This window comes from Arthrobacter zhaoguopingii, assembly GCF_009828605.1.
GTDB lineage: Bacteria > Actinomycetota > Actinomycetes > Actinomycetales > Micrococcaceae > Arthrobacter_D > Arthrobacter_D zhaoguopingii.
In genome coordinates this window covers 154,892-170,782 of the sequence record NZ_WIAE01000006.1, presented here as the reverse complement: position 1 = coordinate 170,782, position 15,891 = coordinate 154,892, and the positions used below count along the sequence as shown (strand labels likewise).

Annotated in this window: 11 protein-coding genes; 3 read left to right on the top strand and 8 right to left on the bottom strand. The window is 69.1% G+C overall.

Going from position 1 to position 15,891, the window contains the following annotated elements; translation table 11 throughout:
- Positions 1 to 60: 60 nt before the first annotated feature.
- From GVV77_RS10355 to GVV77_RS10340, 4 genes are read right to left on the bottom strand one after another with little or no spacing between them, the layout of a single operon-like run.
- Positions 61 to 1,536: a sensor histidine kinase gene (locus GVV77_RS10355; RefSeq protein WP_159618063.1), complete on the bottom strand. Its 1,476-nt coding sequence runs from the start codon at positions 1,534 to 1,536 to the stop codon at positions 61 to 63.
- 13 nt (positions 1,537 to 1,549) lie between these two features.
- On the bottom strand, positions 1,550 to 6,367 hold the full coding sequence (locus GVV77_RS10350; protein ID WP_159618061.1) for an NAD-glutamate dehydrogenase: 4,818 nt from the start codon (positions 6,365 to 6,367) through the stop codon (positions 1,550 to 1,552).
- 47 nt (positions 6,368 to 6,414) lie between these two features.
- Positions 6,415 to 7,761, bottom strand: coding sequence for a CpaE/TadZ family protein (locus tag GVV77_RS10345; RefSeq protein ID WP_159618059.1), 1,347 nt, complete (start codon positions 7,759 to 7,761; stop codon positions 6,415 to 6,417).
- Positions 7,758 to 8,426, bottom strand: coding sequence for a CpaB family protein (locus GVV77_RS10340; protein WP_159618057.1), 669 nt, complete (start codon positions 8,424 to 8,426; stop codon positions 7,758 to 7,760). The genes GVV77_RS10345 and GVV77_RS10340 overlap by 4 nt, the downstream gene beginning before the upstream one ends.
- Before the next feature lie 243 nt (positions 8,427 to 8,669).
- Here GVV77_RS10340 and GVV77_RS10335 point away from each other — a divergent pair, with 243 nt between their 5' ends.
- Positions 8,670 to 8,897 (top strand): helix-turn-helix domain-containing protein, encoded by a 228-nt coding sequence (locus GVV77_RS10335; RefSeq protein WP_159618055.1) that lies wholly within the window; start codon positions 8,670 to 8,672, stop codon positions 8,895 to 8,897.
- 12 nt (positions 8,898 to 8,909) lie between these two features.
- Here the strand turns inward: GVV77_RS10335 and GVV77_RS10330 are convergent, their stop codons facing one another.
- Complete coding sequence (locus tag GVV77_RS10330) at positions 8,910 to 9,461, bottom strand: hypothetical protein (RefSeq protein ID WP_159618053.1); 552 nt, start codon at positions 9,459 to 9,461, stop codon at positions 8,910 to 8,912.
- 111 nt (positions 9,462 to 9,572) lie between these two features.
- Between GVV77_RS10330 and GVV77_RS10325 the strand changes: the two genes are divergently transcribed.
- Positions 9,573 to 10,379 carry a LysM peptidoglycan-binding domain-containing protein gene (locus GVV77_RS10325; protein ID WP_159618051.1) on the top strand — a complete coding sequence of 269 codons (807 nt, stop codon included), beginning with the start codon at positions 9,573 to 9,575 and terminating at the stop codon, positions 10,377 to 10,379.
- 52 nt (positions 10,380 to 10,431) lie between these two features.
- Positions 10,432 to 10,923 (top strand): Rv3235 family protein, encoded by a 492-nt coding sequence (locus GVV77_RS10320; protein WP_159618049.1) that lies wholly within the window; start codon positions 10,432 to 10,434, stop codon positions 10,921 to 10,923.
- Positions 10,924 to 10,935: 12 nt separating this feature from the next.
- Here the strand turns inward: GVV77_RS10320 and secA are convergent, their stop codons facing one another.
- The 3 genes from secA to hpf all read right to left on the bottom strand — a co-directional run bounded on the left by secA (position 10,936) and on the right by hpf (position 15,793).
- Positions 10,936 to 13,668, bottom strand: a complete 2,733-nt coding sequence (gene secA / locus GVV77_RS10315) for a preprotein translocase subunit SecA (RefSeq protein ID WP_159618047.1) — start codon at positions 13,666 to 13,668, stop codon at positions 10,936 to 10,938.
- A 90-nt stretch (positions 13,669 to 13,758) separates the two neighbouring features.
- Positions 13,759 to 14,970 carry a winged helix-turn-helix domain-containing protein gene (locus GVV77_RS10310; RefSeq protein WP_159618045.1) on the bottom strand — a complete coding sequence of 404 codons (1,212 nt, stop codon included), beginning with the start codon at positions 14,968 to 14,970 and terminating at the stop codon, positions 13,759 to 13,761.
- 91 nt (positions 14,971 to 15,061) lie between these two features.
- The gene (gene hpf / locus GVV77_RS10305; protein WP_159618043.1) at positions 15,062 to 15,793 is read right to left on the bottom strand and encodes a ribosome hibernation-promoting factor, HPF/YfiA family; all 732 of its coding nucleotides are present in this window, start codon (positions 15,791 to 15,793) and stop codon (positions 15,062 to 15,064) included.
- Positions 15,794 to 15,891: the final 98 nt, after the last annotated feature.

The following is a 15,891-nucleotide window of genomic DNA, read 5'->3' as shown; positions in this document are numbered from 1 at the left end:
CTTCGGGGAGATGACCGGCGGGCGGCCGGAACCGGCCGCCCGCCCGACCTATCCGACCGCTCAGGCGCACCGGTCGTTGTCCAGGCCCATCTCAAGGTGCACCGTCGTGCCGCCGCCCTCCCGGGCACTCCACTCGATGGTCCCCCCGAGCTCGCTGTTCACCAGCGTCCGGACGATCTGCAGGCCGAGGCCCTGGGGAAATTCCCCGGCGGGCAGGCCTACGCCGTCATCGGCGATCGTGACGTCAAGGAGCTCCTCGCCGTCGCGGTTGGTGCGACGGTTCGCCGCCAGCCACACGGTGCCGCTGCGCTCGGCCAGTCCGTGCTCGACGGCGTTGGTCACCAGCTCATTGATGACAAGGGCCAGCGGCGTCGCGAAGTCGCTCGGCAGCTCCCCAAAACTGCCGCTGCGTTCGGTGCGCACCGCGTGGGACGGCGAGGCGACCTCCGCCGAGAGCCGGAACTGCCGCTCGATGAGCTCATCGAAGTCGACGCTCTGCGCAAGCCCCTGGGACAGGGTCTCGTGGACCAGGGCGATGGTCGCAACCCGCCGCATTGCCTGCTCCAGGCCCTGCTTGCCCTCGTCGCTGACCATTCGCCGCGACTGCATCCGGAGCAGGGCGGCAACGGTCTGCAGGTTGTTCTTCACCCGGTGATGGATCTCCCGGATGGTGGCGTCCTTGGAGACGAGTTCCATCTCCCGGCGGCGCAGTTCCGAGACGTCCCGTACCAGCACCAGCGCCCCGAAGCGGTTCGTCTCGTCCCGCAGCGGGATCGCCCGCAGGGACAGACTGACGCCGCGGGAGCTGATTTCGGACCGCCAGGGCATGCGCCCGGTCACCACGAGCGGCAGGGTCTCATCAACCATCCGCCGGTCCTTCAGCAGCGGGGTCGTGATTTCGGCCAGCGACCGCCCCTCGAGGGTTTCCACGTCCCCGAGCCGCCGGAACGCCGAGACGCCGTTGGGGCTGGCATATTCGACAATCCCGTCGACGTCGAGGCGGATCAGTCCGTCACCGACGCGGGGGGCGCCCCGCCGGGAGCCCGTCGGCGTCGCGAAGTCCGGCCAGAGGCCCAAGGTTCCCATCCGGAGCAGATCCTGCGCACACTGCCGGTAGGTGAGCTCCAGCCGGGAGGGCATCCGCGGCGTGGACATGTCCATATGGGTCGTCACGATGGCCAGTGTCCGGCCGTTGCGCACCATGGGGACCGCCTCGACGCGCATGGCGGTCTCCAGGCACTGTTCGTCCGGCGTGCATTCGATCCGCTGACTCTCCCAGGCCCGGTTAACCAGCGGAAGCAGGTCCGCCCGGATCCGCTCCCCCACGAAGTCGCTGTGGAAGACGGTATGCGAGGTCGAGGGCCGGGCATGCGCCAGCGCGACGTACCCCCCGTCGTCGAGCGGAAACCACAGGGCGAGGTCGGCGAACGCGAGGTCCGCCACCATCTGCCAGTCCCCCACCAGAAGGTGCAGCCACTCCGCGTCCCCCGGCGCGAAACCCTGATAGTCGCGGATCGGGTCGGTGAAGATAGCCATGAATTCCTGTCAATCAGCGGACGATGGAGCGCAGCAGGCGCAGCGCCACCGAGAGCGAAGAGATATCGTCCTGTTCGAGGCTGTTGACCTCGTCGAACATGTTCCGGGCCCGCGCCAGCTGGTCGGCGTGCTGTGCCTCCCACTCATGCAGGCGCGCCATCGGCTCGCCCCCGCGGAGCCTGTCCGAGGCCTTGAGCACCGCGACCGTGATGTCGGCGACGGTCGAATAGAGATCATCGCGCAGTGCCGCCCGGGCCAGCGCCTGCCACCTGTCCTTGCGGGGAAGGTGAGTGATGCGCTCAAGGAGGTTGTCCACGTCGAAGTAGTCGTAGACGGCGTAGTACACGCGGGCGATGTCCTCAACCGGTTCGTCGACCCGCCGGGTGCTGAAGGCGATGTCGAGGAGGGCGAAGGATTCGAACTGTTCGGCCCAGGTGGTCACGATGGACTCGGGCAGCCCCCGCTCCTGCGCCACCGCCGTCCACTTCCGGACGCGCTCGAGGTCGCCGCCGCGCACGAAGGATGAGAGCCGGGACCGCAGCGGGTCCATGAGTGGCTTGAACGCCGCGATGCTTTCCTCCACCGGCGTGCCGGCTTCGACGTGGTTCACGAACCAGCGGACGGCCCGGTCGAGCAGACGCCGCAGGTCCAGGTGGACCTCGCACCAGTGCTCGGTCGGGAAGTCTGCCGGCAGTGCCTCGAGCGCGGTGACGATCGAGTCGAGCTCGTAGATCTCGCGCAGCGCGACGAAGGCCCGCGCGACAGCGGCTTCGGGAACCGAGGTCTCCTCCATGACGCGGAAGGCGAAGGTGATTCCGCCCATGTTCACCATGTCATTGGCGATGGTGGTCGCGATGATCTCCCGGCGCAGCGGGTGGGTGTCAAGCAGGTCGCCGAAGCGCTCCACCAGCTGGTGCGGGAAGTACCGGCGCAGGGTGCCGGAGAAGTAGGGGTCGTCGGGCAGGTCGCTGCGGGTGAGCGCCTTGGCCAGTTCGATCTTCGCGTAGGCCGCCAGGACCGACAGCTCCGGGGAGGTCAGGCCCTTCCCGGTCTCGAGCCGGGCCCGCAGCGCCTTGGTGGTGGGCAGGGCCTCGAGGCCCCGGTCCAGGTCCGCGTGGGCCTCAAGCCAGTCCATCAGCCGCTCGAAGCTGGGGCTCCACTCGATGATCCGCTGCCGGTCGTTGAGCAGCAGCACGTTCTGGTCGATGTTGTCGCGCAGCACAAGTCTGCTGACCTCATCGGTCATGGAGTGGAGGAAGTCGGGGCGTTCCTCCGGGGTCATCCGGCCCAGCTTCACCATCCGGTCGACGAAGATCTTGATGTTGACCTCGTGGTCGGAGCAGTCGACGCCGGCGGAGTTGTCGATCGCGTCGGTGTTGAGCACCACGCCGGTCAGCGCCGCCTCGATCCGTCCGCGCTGGGTCATGCCGAGGTTCCCGCCCTCGCCGACGACCTTGACCCGCAGGTCGCTGCCGTTGATCCGGATCGCGTCGTTGGCGCGGTCCCCGACCTCGGCGTTGGTTTCGGCCGAGGACTTCACGTAGGTGCCGATGCCGCCGTTGTAGAGCAGGTCAACCGGCGCGCTCAGGATGGCCTTCAGGAGTTCGGGCGGGCTGAGGGTGGTCACGGAGTCCTCGAGGCCGAGGACGGCCCGGATCTGGTCCGAGACCGGAATCGACTTGGACTGCCGCGGGTAGATGCCCCCGCCTTCGCTGAGCAGGGAGGCGTCGTAGTCCTCCCAGCTGGAGCGCGGCAGGTCGAACAGCCGCCGGCGCTCGGCGTGGGAGGCCGCGGGATCCGGGTTGGGATCGAGGAAGATGTGCCGGTGGTCGAAGGCCGCCACGAGCTTGATGTGTTCGGACAGCAGCATGCCGTTGCCGAACACATCCCCGCTCATGTCGCCGACGCCCACGACCGTGAAGTCCTGGGTCTGCGTATCGAGGTCGAATTCGCTGAAGTGCCGCTTGACGGACTCCCACGCGCCGCGGGCGGTGATGCCCATCGCCTTGTGGTCATAGCCCACCGAGCCACCCGAGGCGAACGCGTCGCCGAGCCAGAAGCCGTACTCCGCCGACAGGCCATTGGCGATGTCGGAGAAGGACGCGGTGCCCTTGTCCGCCGCGACGACCAGGTAGGAGTCATCGCCGTCATGGCGCACCACCCGCTCGGGGGTGACCACCGTTTCCCTGCCGTCGACGGTGACCAGGTTGTCGGTGATGTCCAGCAGCGCGCGGATGAAGGTCCGGTAGCTCTCCGTTCCCTCCGCCAGCCAGGCCGCCCTGTCCACCGTGGGGTCGGGAAGCTGCTTGGGGAAGAACCCGCCCTTGGCCCCGGTGGGCACGATGACGGCGTTCTTGACGGTCTGGGCCTTCACCAGGCCCAGCACCTCGGTGCGGAAGTCCTCGCGGCGGTCCGACCAGCGCAGCCCGCCGCGGGCGATTTCCCCGAAGCGCAGGTGGACACCCTCGACCTGGGGCGAGTACACCCAGATCTCGAACTTGGGCCGCGGGAACGGCGCCCCCTCGATCGAGGGGGTGTCGAGCTTGAAGCTGACGTGCCGTTTGTTCTGGAAGTAGTTCGTGCGCAGGGTCGCGTCGATGAGGTTGGCGTAGGAGCGCAGGACGCGGTCGGCGTCGAGGGTCACGACCCGTTCGAGTCCCGCGGCGAGGTCGACCCGGGCGGCTGCGGCCGCGGCCTCCCGGTCGGAGGTCAGGTCGGGATCGAACCGTGCCTCGAACAGGGCGACGAGCGCCCGGGCCACGCCGGCGTTGCGCAGCAGCGTATCGGCGACGAAGCCGTACGAGTTCGCGTTGCCGATCTGGCGCATGTACTTGGCATAGCTGCGCAGGATCAGCACCTGGCGCCAGCTGAAGTGCTCGCGCACCACAAGGCGGTCGAAGGTGTCCGACTCGCTGGCACCGACGACGGCGGCGGCGAACGCCTCCTTGAGCAGGTCGGCCGTTTCAAGCGGGCTGATGCCGGCCGGGTACCTCAGGCCGAGGTCGTACAGGAAGTACTGCTGGCCGTCGGCGCGTTCGATTTCGAACGGCCTCTCGTCCAGTACCTCGAGGCCGAGGTTGTGGAGGAACGGCAGGATCTGGGTGAGGCTCTTCGGCTCCATGAGGTAGAGCTTGAGCCTCGCGTCCTCCTCGGCGCCGGGGCGCTGCGGGACATAGACGTGCATGCCGGGGGCGCCGGTGGAGCCGTCCAGGGCCTCAAAGCGGCTGACGTCCTCGAGGGCATCCTCAACCTCGTAGTCCACCCGGTACCCCGCCGGGAAGGCCTCTCCCCAGAGCCCGGACAGGCGCTCGGCTTCCTCCTGGTCGAAGCGGTCCCGGGCAACCTCGGCGATGCCTTCGCCCCAGGACCGGGCGGCGCGGACGAGCCGCTCCTCGAGCTCGGCGCTGTCGACCTGCTGGACCTCCCCGCCGCGGGCGAGCCGGATACGGAAGAACAGCCTCGCGAGGGCCGATTCGCTGACGCGGGCCTCGAAGTCGATCGAGTCGGCCTGGAAGGTGGAGCGCAGCTCCTCCTCGATCCGGAGCCGGACGCTGGTGGTGTACCGGTCGCGGGGGAGGTACACCAGCGCGGACATGAACCGCCCGTAGATGTCGGGGCGGAGGAACAGCCGGGTGCGGCGGCGTTCCTGGAGGCGCAGGATGCCCATGGCCGTGTTGACCAGGTCCTGGACCTCGATCTGGAACAGCTCGTCCCGCGGATAGGTTTCGGCGATCGAGAGCAGGTCCTTGCCGGAGTGCGAGTCGGAGGGGAATCCGCAGAGCCTGAGCATCTCGGTGACCTTGTCCCGGACGATCGGCACGTTCCGCACCGACCCCGTGTAGGCGCTGGTCGCGAAGAGCCCGATGAAGCGCCGCTCCCCGTTGACGTTGCCCTGCGCGTCGAAGCTCTTGACCCCGATGTAGTCGAGGTAGGCCGCGCGGTGCACGGTGGAGCGTGAGTTCGCCTTGGTGATCACCAGGGCCCGCTTCTCGCGGGCCTTGGCGCGGCCCGCCGAGGTGAGGTGCTGGATCCGCCGGTCCGCGTCGGTGTCGCGGAGCAGGCCGAGGCCGCTGCCGCGGCGGACGCAGAGGGCGTCGAGGCCGTCCTCAACGACGAGGTCGTATTCCTTGTAGCCGAGGAAGGTGAAGTTCCCGTCGTCGAGCCACCTCAGCAGTTCCTGCGCCTGGCGCAGGTCCGGGATGGAGGAGCCGCCGGCGACTCCATCCAGGGAATCGGCGATGCTCTGGACCTGGGCGCGCATGGCGGGCCAGTCGTGCACCGCGGCCCGCACGTCGGCCAGGACCTGATGAAGGCCGTCAATGAGCCTGCCGCGTGCCTCCTCGTCGGGAATCCGGTTGATCTCGATGGACATCCACGATTCGATCGAGGAGGCCCCGGGGATCAGGTGGGAGATATCGGGAAGCGCGGCCGTGTCTCCGCTCGAGGAGCCGGCGCTGGAGGGGACGCGCTGGAGACCGTTCAGGGCGTGGGACGCTTCTTCGCGTGCCGCCACGAAGGTGGGATGGACCACTAAGCGGATGGCGCAGCCCTGCCGGACCAGTTCCGCGGTGACCGAATCGACAAGGAAGGGCATGTCATCGGTGACAATGGCGACGACGCTCGCCTCGCCCTGGTCGAAGACATCGACCACCGGCTCTCCGGCGGCGCGCACCTCGGCAATCCGGCGGTGGGTCAGCGCGCGGTCACGCAGCGCTGACCCGCTGTAGGCTTCGGCGTCCTCCCCTGCGAGGTGTTCATAGTAGTGCTCAATGAAGTCCTCAAGCGACGTGTCTGAACTGGACTGATCCGTGACGCTGGATCCAGACGACATGAAAAACGCCTCCGTAACGAGATGAAAGACCGCTCCCTTGCGGCCCCTTACCTTGGAAGCCTAACGGGCATCCACGAAAACTTCACTTCGTTGGAGCTCCATCCAATACGGCGGCGTTGGCGTTGTTCAACCGTCACATCGACAAGTCCCGCAATCGCTTTTCGCAGGGCCGAAGACGGGGCGGTTTCGGCGAGCACCGAGCCCGCCAGCAGCGCCTCGTCCGCGGCCGGAAAATCGGCAGGGAGGAAGGCCGAAATGGCCGTGCCGGGCCCGAACCGCTCCCAGGCTTCCCTCAGCTGGTCCTCCGGCGAGCGCCCGACGGAACCGGCGCGGACCTTGTTGAGCACCACCCTCGGTTCGGCCGAGGGCACCGCCTCGGCGAGGACGGCCAGCGAGCGCACGAGGCGCGGGACGCCGACGGCGTCGGCGGCACCGACCGCGAGAACGGAGTCGGCCAGCTCAAGGCAGCGCAGTGCCGCCCCGTTGCGGCGGGGTGCGGCGGTGTCGAAGCTGAGCTCCTCGTCCGCTTCGAGGCAGAACCCGCAGTCGACGATGGTCACGGCGGCGCACGCACGGGCGCACTCGAGGACCCGGGCGAGGGCTGCGGGACGCAGCTCGGGCCACCGGTCCGGCCGGGTCAGGCCGGTGAGGACGCTCAGCCTGCCGCCGCCCACGGCGACGGTTGAAGCCACCCGGCGGAGCCCGTCCGGGGCGAGCGTCCCCTGGTCGGCGAGCCGGCAGGCCTGGGCGAGTCCGGCGGCCTCATCGAGCAGCCCCAGGAACGCTGCCGCGCTGGCCCCGTAGGTGTCGGCATCCACCAGCAGGACGGTGGACCCGGCCGCGGCCAGTTCCGCCGCCATATTCACCGCCACGGTGGTGCGCCCCGGGGCCCCTGTCGGCCCCCATACCGCGGTGACGGTGCCGCCGCCGGGCTCGTCCGAGAGCGGCGGCGCGGCGTTCCCGGGGGGCGGCAGGGCGGCGGCCGGGTCGGCGTAGGCGCTGGTGCCCGTCCGGGCGCCCGGACTCCGCTCGGCCCCGGACAGGCTTTCGACGGCCGCCGCGACGAGTTCGGCCAGCGGGCCCGGCGCGATGCCGGGAGGGGCCCGGAGCACCCCGGGTGCCCCGTCCCCGGCGGCCGGTTCGTCCTCTCCTGCGAGCACCACGACGGCGATCCCGGTGTCGCGCAGCCGCTCCAGGAGTGACACCGTCAGCTCTCCGGTTCCGGGTGAGAGAATGGCCGCGCGGGCCAGTCCGGCCTGGCCGGCTGCCAGCAGTTCGGGCACCCCCTCACAGCGGCGCACCACGGTCACCGGACCGTGGAGCTTCTCCAGGCCAGGAACGTACTCCCCCGCTGCCGGTCCGACGGTGACGACGGGGATGACCGGGCCGCTCACGGACCACCCCGCGGGTTCAGCACCACGGCGATCTTCGCACCGTTCGACAGGGCGTTCAGCAGGGCCGGCATTGTCTCGTCGGCCACCAGTACGTAGACCCGGGACGGGGAGTCCGTTCCCAGGGCCGATTCGCTGACCGCTATTTCGGAGACCTCGGCGCCCTCAAGCAGGAGCCGGGGCTGCTCGAACCGGGTGCCCTGCCCGGTGCCGGCCTCGGGCAGGGCGACCCAGACATCAACCCGCACCCCGGGTTCCGTGCCCGCTGGGAGGGGATCCTCGATGGGAAGCCCGACCGGTTTCCGGTCCAGCTCGTCCGGTCGGCCGACGGCAGCGGCGGGAACCAGTTCGCCCGGGCGGACGAGCCGGGTCACCACCGCGTTCTTCGGAAGGCCGGAGGTGGCCCGAAGGTACTTCTCCTCCGAGCCGCCCAGCCGGACGGCGACGGTGGTGAGGTCACCGGACTCAAGGCGGGCGCCGACGGGCAGTTCGGTACGGGCGGCAAGGACATCGGTGGTCCGGTCGAGGCTGCCGACCAGGGCCGTGACCCCTGCGGTGGAGGCCAGCACGAGCAGGAGACCGATGATGAGCCGCGGATCCCGCCAGGACGGCCTGCCGATCCGAGGCGCGGTGGGGTTCCGGTCCGTCCGGCTGGCGTTACCGCTCATGGAGCTTCCTCCGCACGCTTCGGAGCACTCTTCGGCACCGGCGGATGGGCACCGGCGCTCCTGCCATTGTTGTGCAGGCGGCTCACAAAATAAACAGAAGGTTTCCGGCGCGCCCGAATCTGTGGACAACCGGCACCTCCGGGGCCGGGGAGTGACAGAATTGAGGCACGTCCAGCCGGGTGCCCAGGGTTGGAACGAAAGCGTTCGTGGAGGCAAGGCCACGGCTGAGGAAGAGGTGCTCGTGTGGCTGAGAAGCGGTTCCTGACCCTCGCCGACGTTGCGGAGGTGCTCAATATCAGCTCCTCCCAGACCTACGCCCTGGTTCGGTCCGGGGAGCTTCCTGCCATTCAGGTGGGCGGACGCGGTCAGTGGCGCGTTGAGGCACGGGTCCTCGAGGACTACATCGCCGATGCCTATCGCAGGTCAGCAGCCTCCCTGCGCGGAAGCGCCGACCCGGTCAACAAGGCCTGAGCGTCCACGGTGTCAGGGGTGGGAGGCCACCGCGGCCACCGCGGCGAAGGGCAAAGCCACCACAGCCCGAACATTGGCCGCCCTGCGGTGCTCACCCGGGGGAACCAGGGCCACCTCGAGGAAGTCGGCTCCGACCCGATCCAGCGTGCCCTCGGAAACCGTTGCCGGTGACCCTGCATAGACGCTGACCTGCGCCCGGTCGCGGGCCAGCGCACGGTAGGCCGAGGCGAGGCCCAGGCGGGCGTGGACCCCCGCCGGGCGCGGGGCAACGGCACGCCCAAGGCCTTCGATGCTCAGGATCGCGGCGAAGGGCACCAGGACGGACCGCTGCCCCTCCGCGAGCACGAGCCACTCGGCGCCGACGTAGGCCAGCCTGCCGGAAAATCCCTGCCCATTCCCGGTCCGGACCTTCAGCCCCTGCGCGACGGAGCCGGCCAGCCGGTCCGCAAAGGCCACCCGTGCCTGCTCCATCATGAGAAGGTCTGCCGCCGCCGCTTCGTCCGACGCCGCCCGCGCAGCCGCCAGCTGGGCCTCGAGATCACCGAACAGGGCTTCCCACCGCATGGTCCAACGGTAGGCAGGCGGGTGGAGGGGGTCAACGAATTCGAGTAGCCGAAAACGTATACAAACTCCATCAAACGCGTTCAAATGGATGCAAATGCGAGGGAGCGCACCATGGAAAGGCATTCGGCGGTTCTCTACCCGGCGGTCCTCCTCGGCCTCGGGGCGGTCCTCGTCCTCTCGGGGCTGGAGCTTACCTCCGGTGGCTTGCGGGCTCCCGAGGCCGGTATCGGTGCTGCGGTAGCCGTCGCCGGCCTGGGCGTCCTGCTCTGGTGGACCGGCGCCCTGGCGCTCGCGTTCAGCGCGGAGTTCCTCGAACGCAGGGGCCGCGCCGCCACCGCCCGCACGATGGCGGCCCTCACGCCGGGCTTCATGCGCCGACTGGCCGCCGTGCTGCTCGGGGCGAATCTCCTGGCCGCGCCGTGCGCAGCCTCGGCGCCGTCTGGGGCCCTGATAACATCCGCGGTCCCGGGACCCGCCGTCGCTGGGCCAGCGGTCGCGGCGCCGGCGCTCGCGGCGCCTCCGGGATCGCTGGCCGCGGTCGCGGCCCTGACAGTTCCAGCCGACCGCGGCGAGGACGCTCAGTCCGGCCAGTCCGGCCCCTCAGGCCGGGAGCCGCCGGTCAGCCCGGACTGGAAACCGCTGCCGCTCCCCTGTGATCCGGGCCTGCTGGCCCGGGCGCCGCGTCAGCAGGGCTCCGCACTGGACGGAGACCCCGCTGTTGGGGATCGCGCCGGGGTGGTTGTCCGCAGGGGTGACTCGCTGTGGTCGATTGCCGCGGCACGGCTCGGTCCCCTCGCCTCGGACGCCGAGATCGCGGCGAGCTGGCCGCGCTGGTACGCGAGGAACGCCTCAAGAATCGGCCCGGATCCGGACCTGCTGACACCGGGCCAGACACTGGCTGCTCCTGACCCGCCCTGAGCGTCCCAACCGGCAGCAGAACCACCCATCCCCACGCAGTGAAAGGACCATCATGGCCACCCTGACCCAGCAACGCATCCAGCAACACCAGGCCCGTGCCGCGGCGCCGTGGGCCCTGCCGTCCTGCACGGACCCACCGGAGCAGCCGCCGCCGGAGGCACTGCTGCCGGACGCGGAGCAGCGCGTCGGCGGCATCGCGCGGGCCGTGGCACAGGGAGCCGTCGAGGTCCTCGGGGGCAGCCGCCCCGCCTCTCAGATGTCCCGATGGCTCGATCCGGCCAGCTACGAGAAGCTGCACCTGCGCGCCTGCCTCATGCAGAAGGTTGCGGCCTCCGAAGCCACCGGCTCCTGCCCGGGCGGCGCTCTGCTTGACCGGCGGGCCTACCGCTGCGTGACGGTCCGCAGCGCGCGGCTCTGCCGCGTCTCGGATACCGCCTTCGAGGCCGCACTGGTCGTCCTGGACCGCAGGCGGGCCCGCGCCGTCGCCCTGCGGGTCGAACACCGCCGCGGCGACTGGAAGGTCACCGCCCTGGAGATCGGCTGAGCTGCTTCCTGGCTACTTCTTCGGCCGCTTGGAGCCGTTCCGCTCGGCCCGTGCCTTCGTCTCGGCGACGGCCGTCTTGAGCCGCTCCACGTGCGTCTCGACCTCGCCCTGCGCGTTGGGCGCGGAGAAGTTCAGGCTGGCCGGGCGCTGCGGTGCCTCAAGGCCCGCCGCCCGGATCGAGGGAACCTGGACGAGTCCGCGGCCGTCCTGGACGCCCAGGCCGTTCGACGCCGGCGCCGCGGGGGCGGCGACCTCCACCTCGAGGTTGAACAGGTAGCCGATGGTCTCCTCGCGGATGGCCTCCATCATGGCCTGGAAGAGGATGAAGCCCTCACGCTGGTACTCCACGAGGGGGTCGCGCTGGGCCATGGCCCGCAGCCCGATGCCCTCCTTGAGGTAGTCCATCTCGTAGAGGTGCTCCTGCCACTTCCGGCCGATCACCGACAGGACCACTCGGCGCTCGAGTTCGCGCATGGTCTGCTCGCCGAGGGCATCCTCTCGCGCCTGGTAGGCGAGCTTGGCGTCGGAAAGGATCTCCGAGTGGAGGAAGTCGCGGGTGATCTTCGACTTCCCGCCGGCTTCCTCGATGACCTCGTCGATGGTGAGGGTGATCGGGTACAGCGTCTTGAGGTTGGTCCAGAGCAGCTCGTAGTCCCAGTCGTCGCCGTGGCCCTGGGCGGTGGCCTCGTCGACCATGGCCGTCACCACGTCCTCGAGGAAGTAGCCGACCTTTTCCTTCAGGTCGCCGCCTTCGAGGATGCGCCGGCGGTCGCCGTAGATGGCCTCGCGCTGGCGGTTCAGGACGTCGTCGTACTTCAGGACGTTCTTGCGCTGTTCGGCGTTGCGCCCCTCGACCTGGCCCTGGGCGTTCTCGATGGCCTTGGAGACGAGCCGCGACTCGAGGGCGACATCGTCGGGCATGCTCGAGCTGTTCATGATCCGCTCTGCGCCGCCGGAGTTGAACAGGCGCATGAGGTCGTCGGTCAGCGAGAGGTAGAACCGCGAGCGGCCCGGGTCGCCCTGGCGGCCGGAGCGGCCGCGCAGCTGGTTGTCGATGCGGCGCGATTCGTGGCGCTCGGTGCCCAGCACGTACAGTCCGCCGAGTTCGCGGACCTCGTCCTGCTCGGCCTCCACGGCCTTCTTGGCGGCCTCGAGGGCCGCGGGCCACTGGGCCTCGTACTCCTCGGGGTTCTTCGCCGGGTCGAGTCCGCGCTTCTCGAGTTCGGCGACGGCGTTGAACTCGGCGTTGCCGCCGAGCATGATGTCGGTTCCGCGGCCTGCCATGTTGGTGGCCACCGTGACGGCGCCCTTGCGTCCGGCCTGGGCGACAATGGCGGCTTCGCGCGCGTGGTTCTTGGCGTTGAGGACCTCGTGGCGGACCCCGGCCTTGGCCAGCTGCTTGGAGAGGTACTCGCTCTTTTCGACGCTGGTGGTGCCGACCAGGACCGGCTGGCCGGTCTCGTGGCGTTCGACGATGTCCTTCACGACGGCGTCGAACTTCGCCACCTCGTTCTTGTAGATCAGGTCGGCGAGGTCCTTGCGGGCCATTTCCTTGTTGGTGGGGATGGGCACCACGCCGAGCTTGTAGGTCGACATGAACTCCGCGGCCTCGGTCTCGGCGGTGCCGGTCATACCGGAGAGCTTCTCGTAGAGCCGGAAGTAGTTCTGCAGCGTGACGGTGGCCAGCGTCTGGTTCTCCGCCTTGATCTCGACGCCCTCCTTGGCCTCGATCGCCTGGTGCATGCCTTCGTTGTACCGGCGGCCGGCGAGGATGCGTCCGGTGTGCTCGTCGACGATCATGACCTCGCCGTTGAGCACGACATAGTCCTTGTCGCGCTTGAACAGTTCCTTGGCCTTGATGGCGTTGTTGAGGAAGCCGATCAGCGGGGTGTTCGCGGATTCGTAGAGGTTGGAGATACCGAGGTAGTCCTCGACCTTCTCGATGCCGGACTCGAGCACGCCGACGGTGCGCTTCTTCTCGTCGACCTCGTAGTCGCTGTCGACGGAGAGCTTCTTCACGACCTTCGCGAACTCGTTGTACCAGCGGTTGACGTCGCCGGAGGCCTGGCCGGAGATGATCAGCGGGGTCCGGGCCTCGTCGATGAGGATGGAGTCGACCTCGTCGACGATGGCGAAGTTGTGCCCGCGCTGGACGAGCTCCGAGGCGCTCCAGGCCATATTGTCGCGCAGGTAGTCGAAGCCGAATTCGTTGTTCGTACCATAGGTGATGTCCGCGGCGTACTGTTCGCGGCGCGTCGCAGGGTCCTGCTTGGACAGGATGCACCCGCTGGTCATGCCCAGGAACCTGAACACGCGGCCCATGAGGTCCGACTGGTATTCGGCGAGGTAGTCGTTGACCGTGACGATGTGGACGCCCTTGCCGCTGAGGGCGTTGAGGTAGGCGGGGGCCGTTGCCACGAGGGTCTTGCCCTCGCCGGTCTTCATCTCGGCGATATTGCCGAGGTGCAGCGCGGCCCCGCCCATAAGCTGGACGTCGAAGTGGCGCAGGCCCAGGGTGCGGCGGGAGGCCTCCCTCACCGCGGCGAAGGCCTCGGGCAGGAGGTCGTCAAGGCTCTCGCCGTCCGCGTGGCGCTTTTTCAGCTTGTCGGTCTCCCCACGCAGCTCAGCGTCGGACATTGCACGGAAGTCGTCCTCGATGATGTTGATCGCATCGGCGTAGTTCCGGAGTTTCTTCAGTGTCTTCTTATCGCCGGTGCGGAGAACTCGTTCAAGAAGTGATGGCACTGGTATCTGCTCCCAATCTAAGGCTGCCGAAAGATGGCGTGATCAGTCTACGGGAAGACGCCTGGTCTCCCGCTTTAGTTCCCGAACGGCTCAACGCCGCCCCAGCGCCGCGGAAAGCGGCGCCGCGAGGTCTCCCACGGGTTCGACAACGACCTGCTGCAGGCCGAGCCATCCGGCCATGGTACCCAGTTCAGCTGCGAGTTCGTCGGCGGTGCCCGCGGGCGCGCCCGGTTCGGCATAGCTTCCGCGCACCAGCAGGCGCCCGGTTGTCCGGTCGGCCTTGAGGTCCACCCGGGCCGCCATCGTCTCTCCGAGCAGGAAGGGCAGGACGTAGTACCCGTAACGGCGTGCTGCCGCCGGAGTGTAAATTTCCAGCCGGTAGTGGAAGCCAAAGAGTTCCTCGAGCCGCGGGCGGTCAAAGACGAGGGAATCGAAGGGGCTCAGCAGCGCCCGCCCGGCGGCGCGGCGCGGGATTGTGGCGTCGCGGTGGAGGTAGGCCGGCCGGGCCCAGGAGCCCACCTGGGCTCCGGTGAGGACCCCTCTCGCCTCGAGGATCCGCACCGCCTCCGCGGTGTCGCGGACGGGGGTGCGGAAGTAGTCGGCGAAACTGCGCACCGTTCCGATGCCCAGCGCGGCGGCGGCGCGTTCGGTCAGGACGAGGATGGCCTCGCGCGGGTCGGCCTCCTGGGCTGCGAGGTCGGAGGTGGGCAGCACCCGGGCCGAGGGGGCGTACCGGCGTTCGAAGGAGGAGGTCCGGCCGGCCGAGCTGATTTCCCCGCGGGCGAAGAGGTCCTCGAGGACCCGCTTGACGGCGCTCCAGTTCCATCCCCAGTTGTCGGTGCTGCGCTGCTCCGAGTGGCCGAGGCGTTCCTGCACCTGTCCGGCGGTCAGCGCCCGGCTGGAGGCAAGGAGCGTGAGGATCCGTTCCTCGAGGGATGAGCGGAGCACCGGATCCATCCCCGATGCTCCGCTCCAGGTGCGCCGCTGCCAGGGGCGCAGGTGCGGGAACAGGGCAGGGTCGATGAAGCTGGCCTCGTGCGCCCAGTACTCGGTCAACCGGCGCGGATGCCTGCCGGCGAACCTGTCGAGCACCGCGGGGTCGTAAGCCCCCAGCCGCGAGAAGACGGGAAGGTAGTGGGAGCGCACCAGGACGTTGACCGAATCGATCTGGAGCAGCTGGAGCTGATCGAGGATCCGGCCCACGGACCGCGCGGTGGGCGGGGCCGTGGGCCGGGTCTTGGCGAGTCCCTGGGCCCGCAGGGCCGCCCTGCGGGCCTGGGAAAGGGTGAGTCGAACGGTCATGGCCCTGCCGGGGGCAGGGGGCGGGCCGACGACGGGGCCCCGGACGCGCCCTCATCGGCGCGGGTCCGGGGCCCGGAAGTGGGACGGGGTGTCACTGGGTTGCAGCGGCTTCCTTCGCCCGGTACGCCAGGAGCTCCTCCTGGGGGTCCTGCGTCCCTTCGGCGCACTTCGAATCGAGGGTGATGACGCCGTAGGTCCAGCCCTGGCGCCGGTAGACGACAGAGGGGGCACCGGTGGCCGAGTCGACGAAGAGGTAGAAGTCGTGGCCGACCAGTTCCATGTTGTCGACGGCGTCGTCGAGGGTGATCGGCTCTCCGGAGAAGACCTTCCGCCGGATGAGGACCGGTGAGTCCCCTGCGGGAACGTCGTCGGGCGACTCGTAGGGGTCGGTCGAGGCTGCTGGCGCCGTCGTTCCGTTGGAGGAATCGTCAGCGAGAGCGGCGTAGATCGGCTGGGAGGTGCTGACCGGTTCGAGCCCGGCGGTGGCAGCGCCGACCGCGACGGGGGTGTGCCGTCCGTGGTGGACCTTGCGGCGGTCCCGCGCCCGGCGGAGGCGTTCGAGGAGCTTGTTGTAGGCGAGGTCGAAAGCGGCGAACTTGTCCGCTGCCGAGGCCTCGGCCCGGATGACCGGCCCGCGAGCCACCACCGTCAGTTCGACGGTGAGGGCCGTGTCGGCGTCCCTGGCACTTGTTTCCTTGGTGATCTTGGCATCCACCCGCTGGACCTTATCGCCGAGCTGTTCGATCTTGTCGATCTTCTCTGCGGCGTACTCGCGGAACCGGTCCGATACTGCAAGGTTCCGGCCGTTAATCACAAATTCCATGGTGCCCTCCAAATCGCTTAGGTGACACAACAGCGGCCGGTCAGGCTGCCCCGGGCCGCTGCCGATGGGTGCTTGTCTGCTTTCTAACACCCATACCT

What these genes read in the sequence shown, in the direction of transcription:
- GVV77_RS10355 (WP_159618063.1), bottom strand. Translation starts at nt 1,536, where the DNA reads ATGGCTATCTTCACCGACCCGATCCGCGACTATCAGGGTTTCGCGCCG.
- GVV77_RS10350 (WP_159618061.1), bottom strand. Translation starts at nt 6,367, where the DNA reads ATGTCGTCTGGATCCAGCGTCACGGATCAGTCCAGTTCAGACACGTCG.
- GVV77_RS10340 (WP_159618057.1), bottom strand. Translation starts at nt 8,426, where the DNA reads ATGAGCGGTAACGCCAGCCGGACGGACCGGAACCCCACCGCGCCTCGG.
- GVV77_RS10330 (WP_159618053.1), bottom strand. Translation starts at nt 9,461, where the DNA reads ATGCGGTGGGAAGCCCTGTTCGGTGATCTCGAGGCCCAGCTGGCGGCT.
- GVV77_RS10325 (WP_159618051.1), top strand. Translation starts at nt 9,573, where the DNA reads ATGGAAAGGCATTCGGCGGTTCTCTACCCGGCGGTCCTCCTCGGCCTC.
- GVV77_RS10320 (WP_159618049.1), top strand. Translation starts at nt 10,432, where the DNA reads ATGGCCACCCTGACCCAGCAACGCATCCAGCAACACCAGGCCCGTGCC.
- GVV77_RS10310 (WP_159618045.1), bottom strand. Translation starts at nt 14,970, where the DNA reads ATGACCGTTCGACTCACCCTTTCCCAGGCCCGCAGGGCGGCCCTGCGG.
- hpf (WP_159618043.1), bottom strand. Translation starts at nt 15,793, where the DNA reads ATGGAATTTGTGATTAACGGCCGGAACCTTGCAGTATCGGACCGGTTC.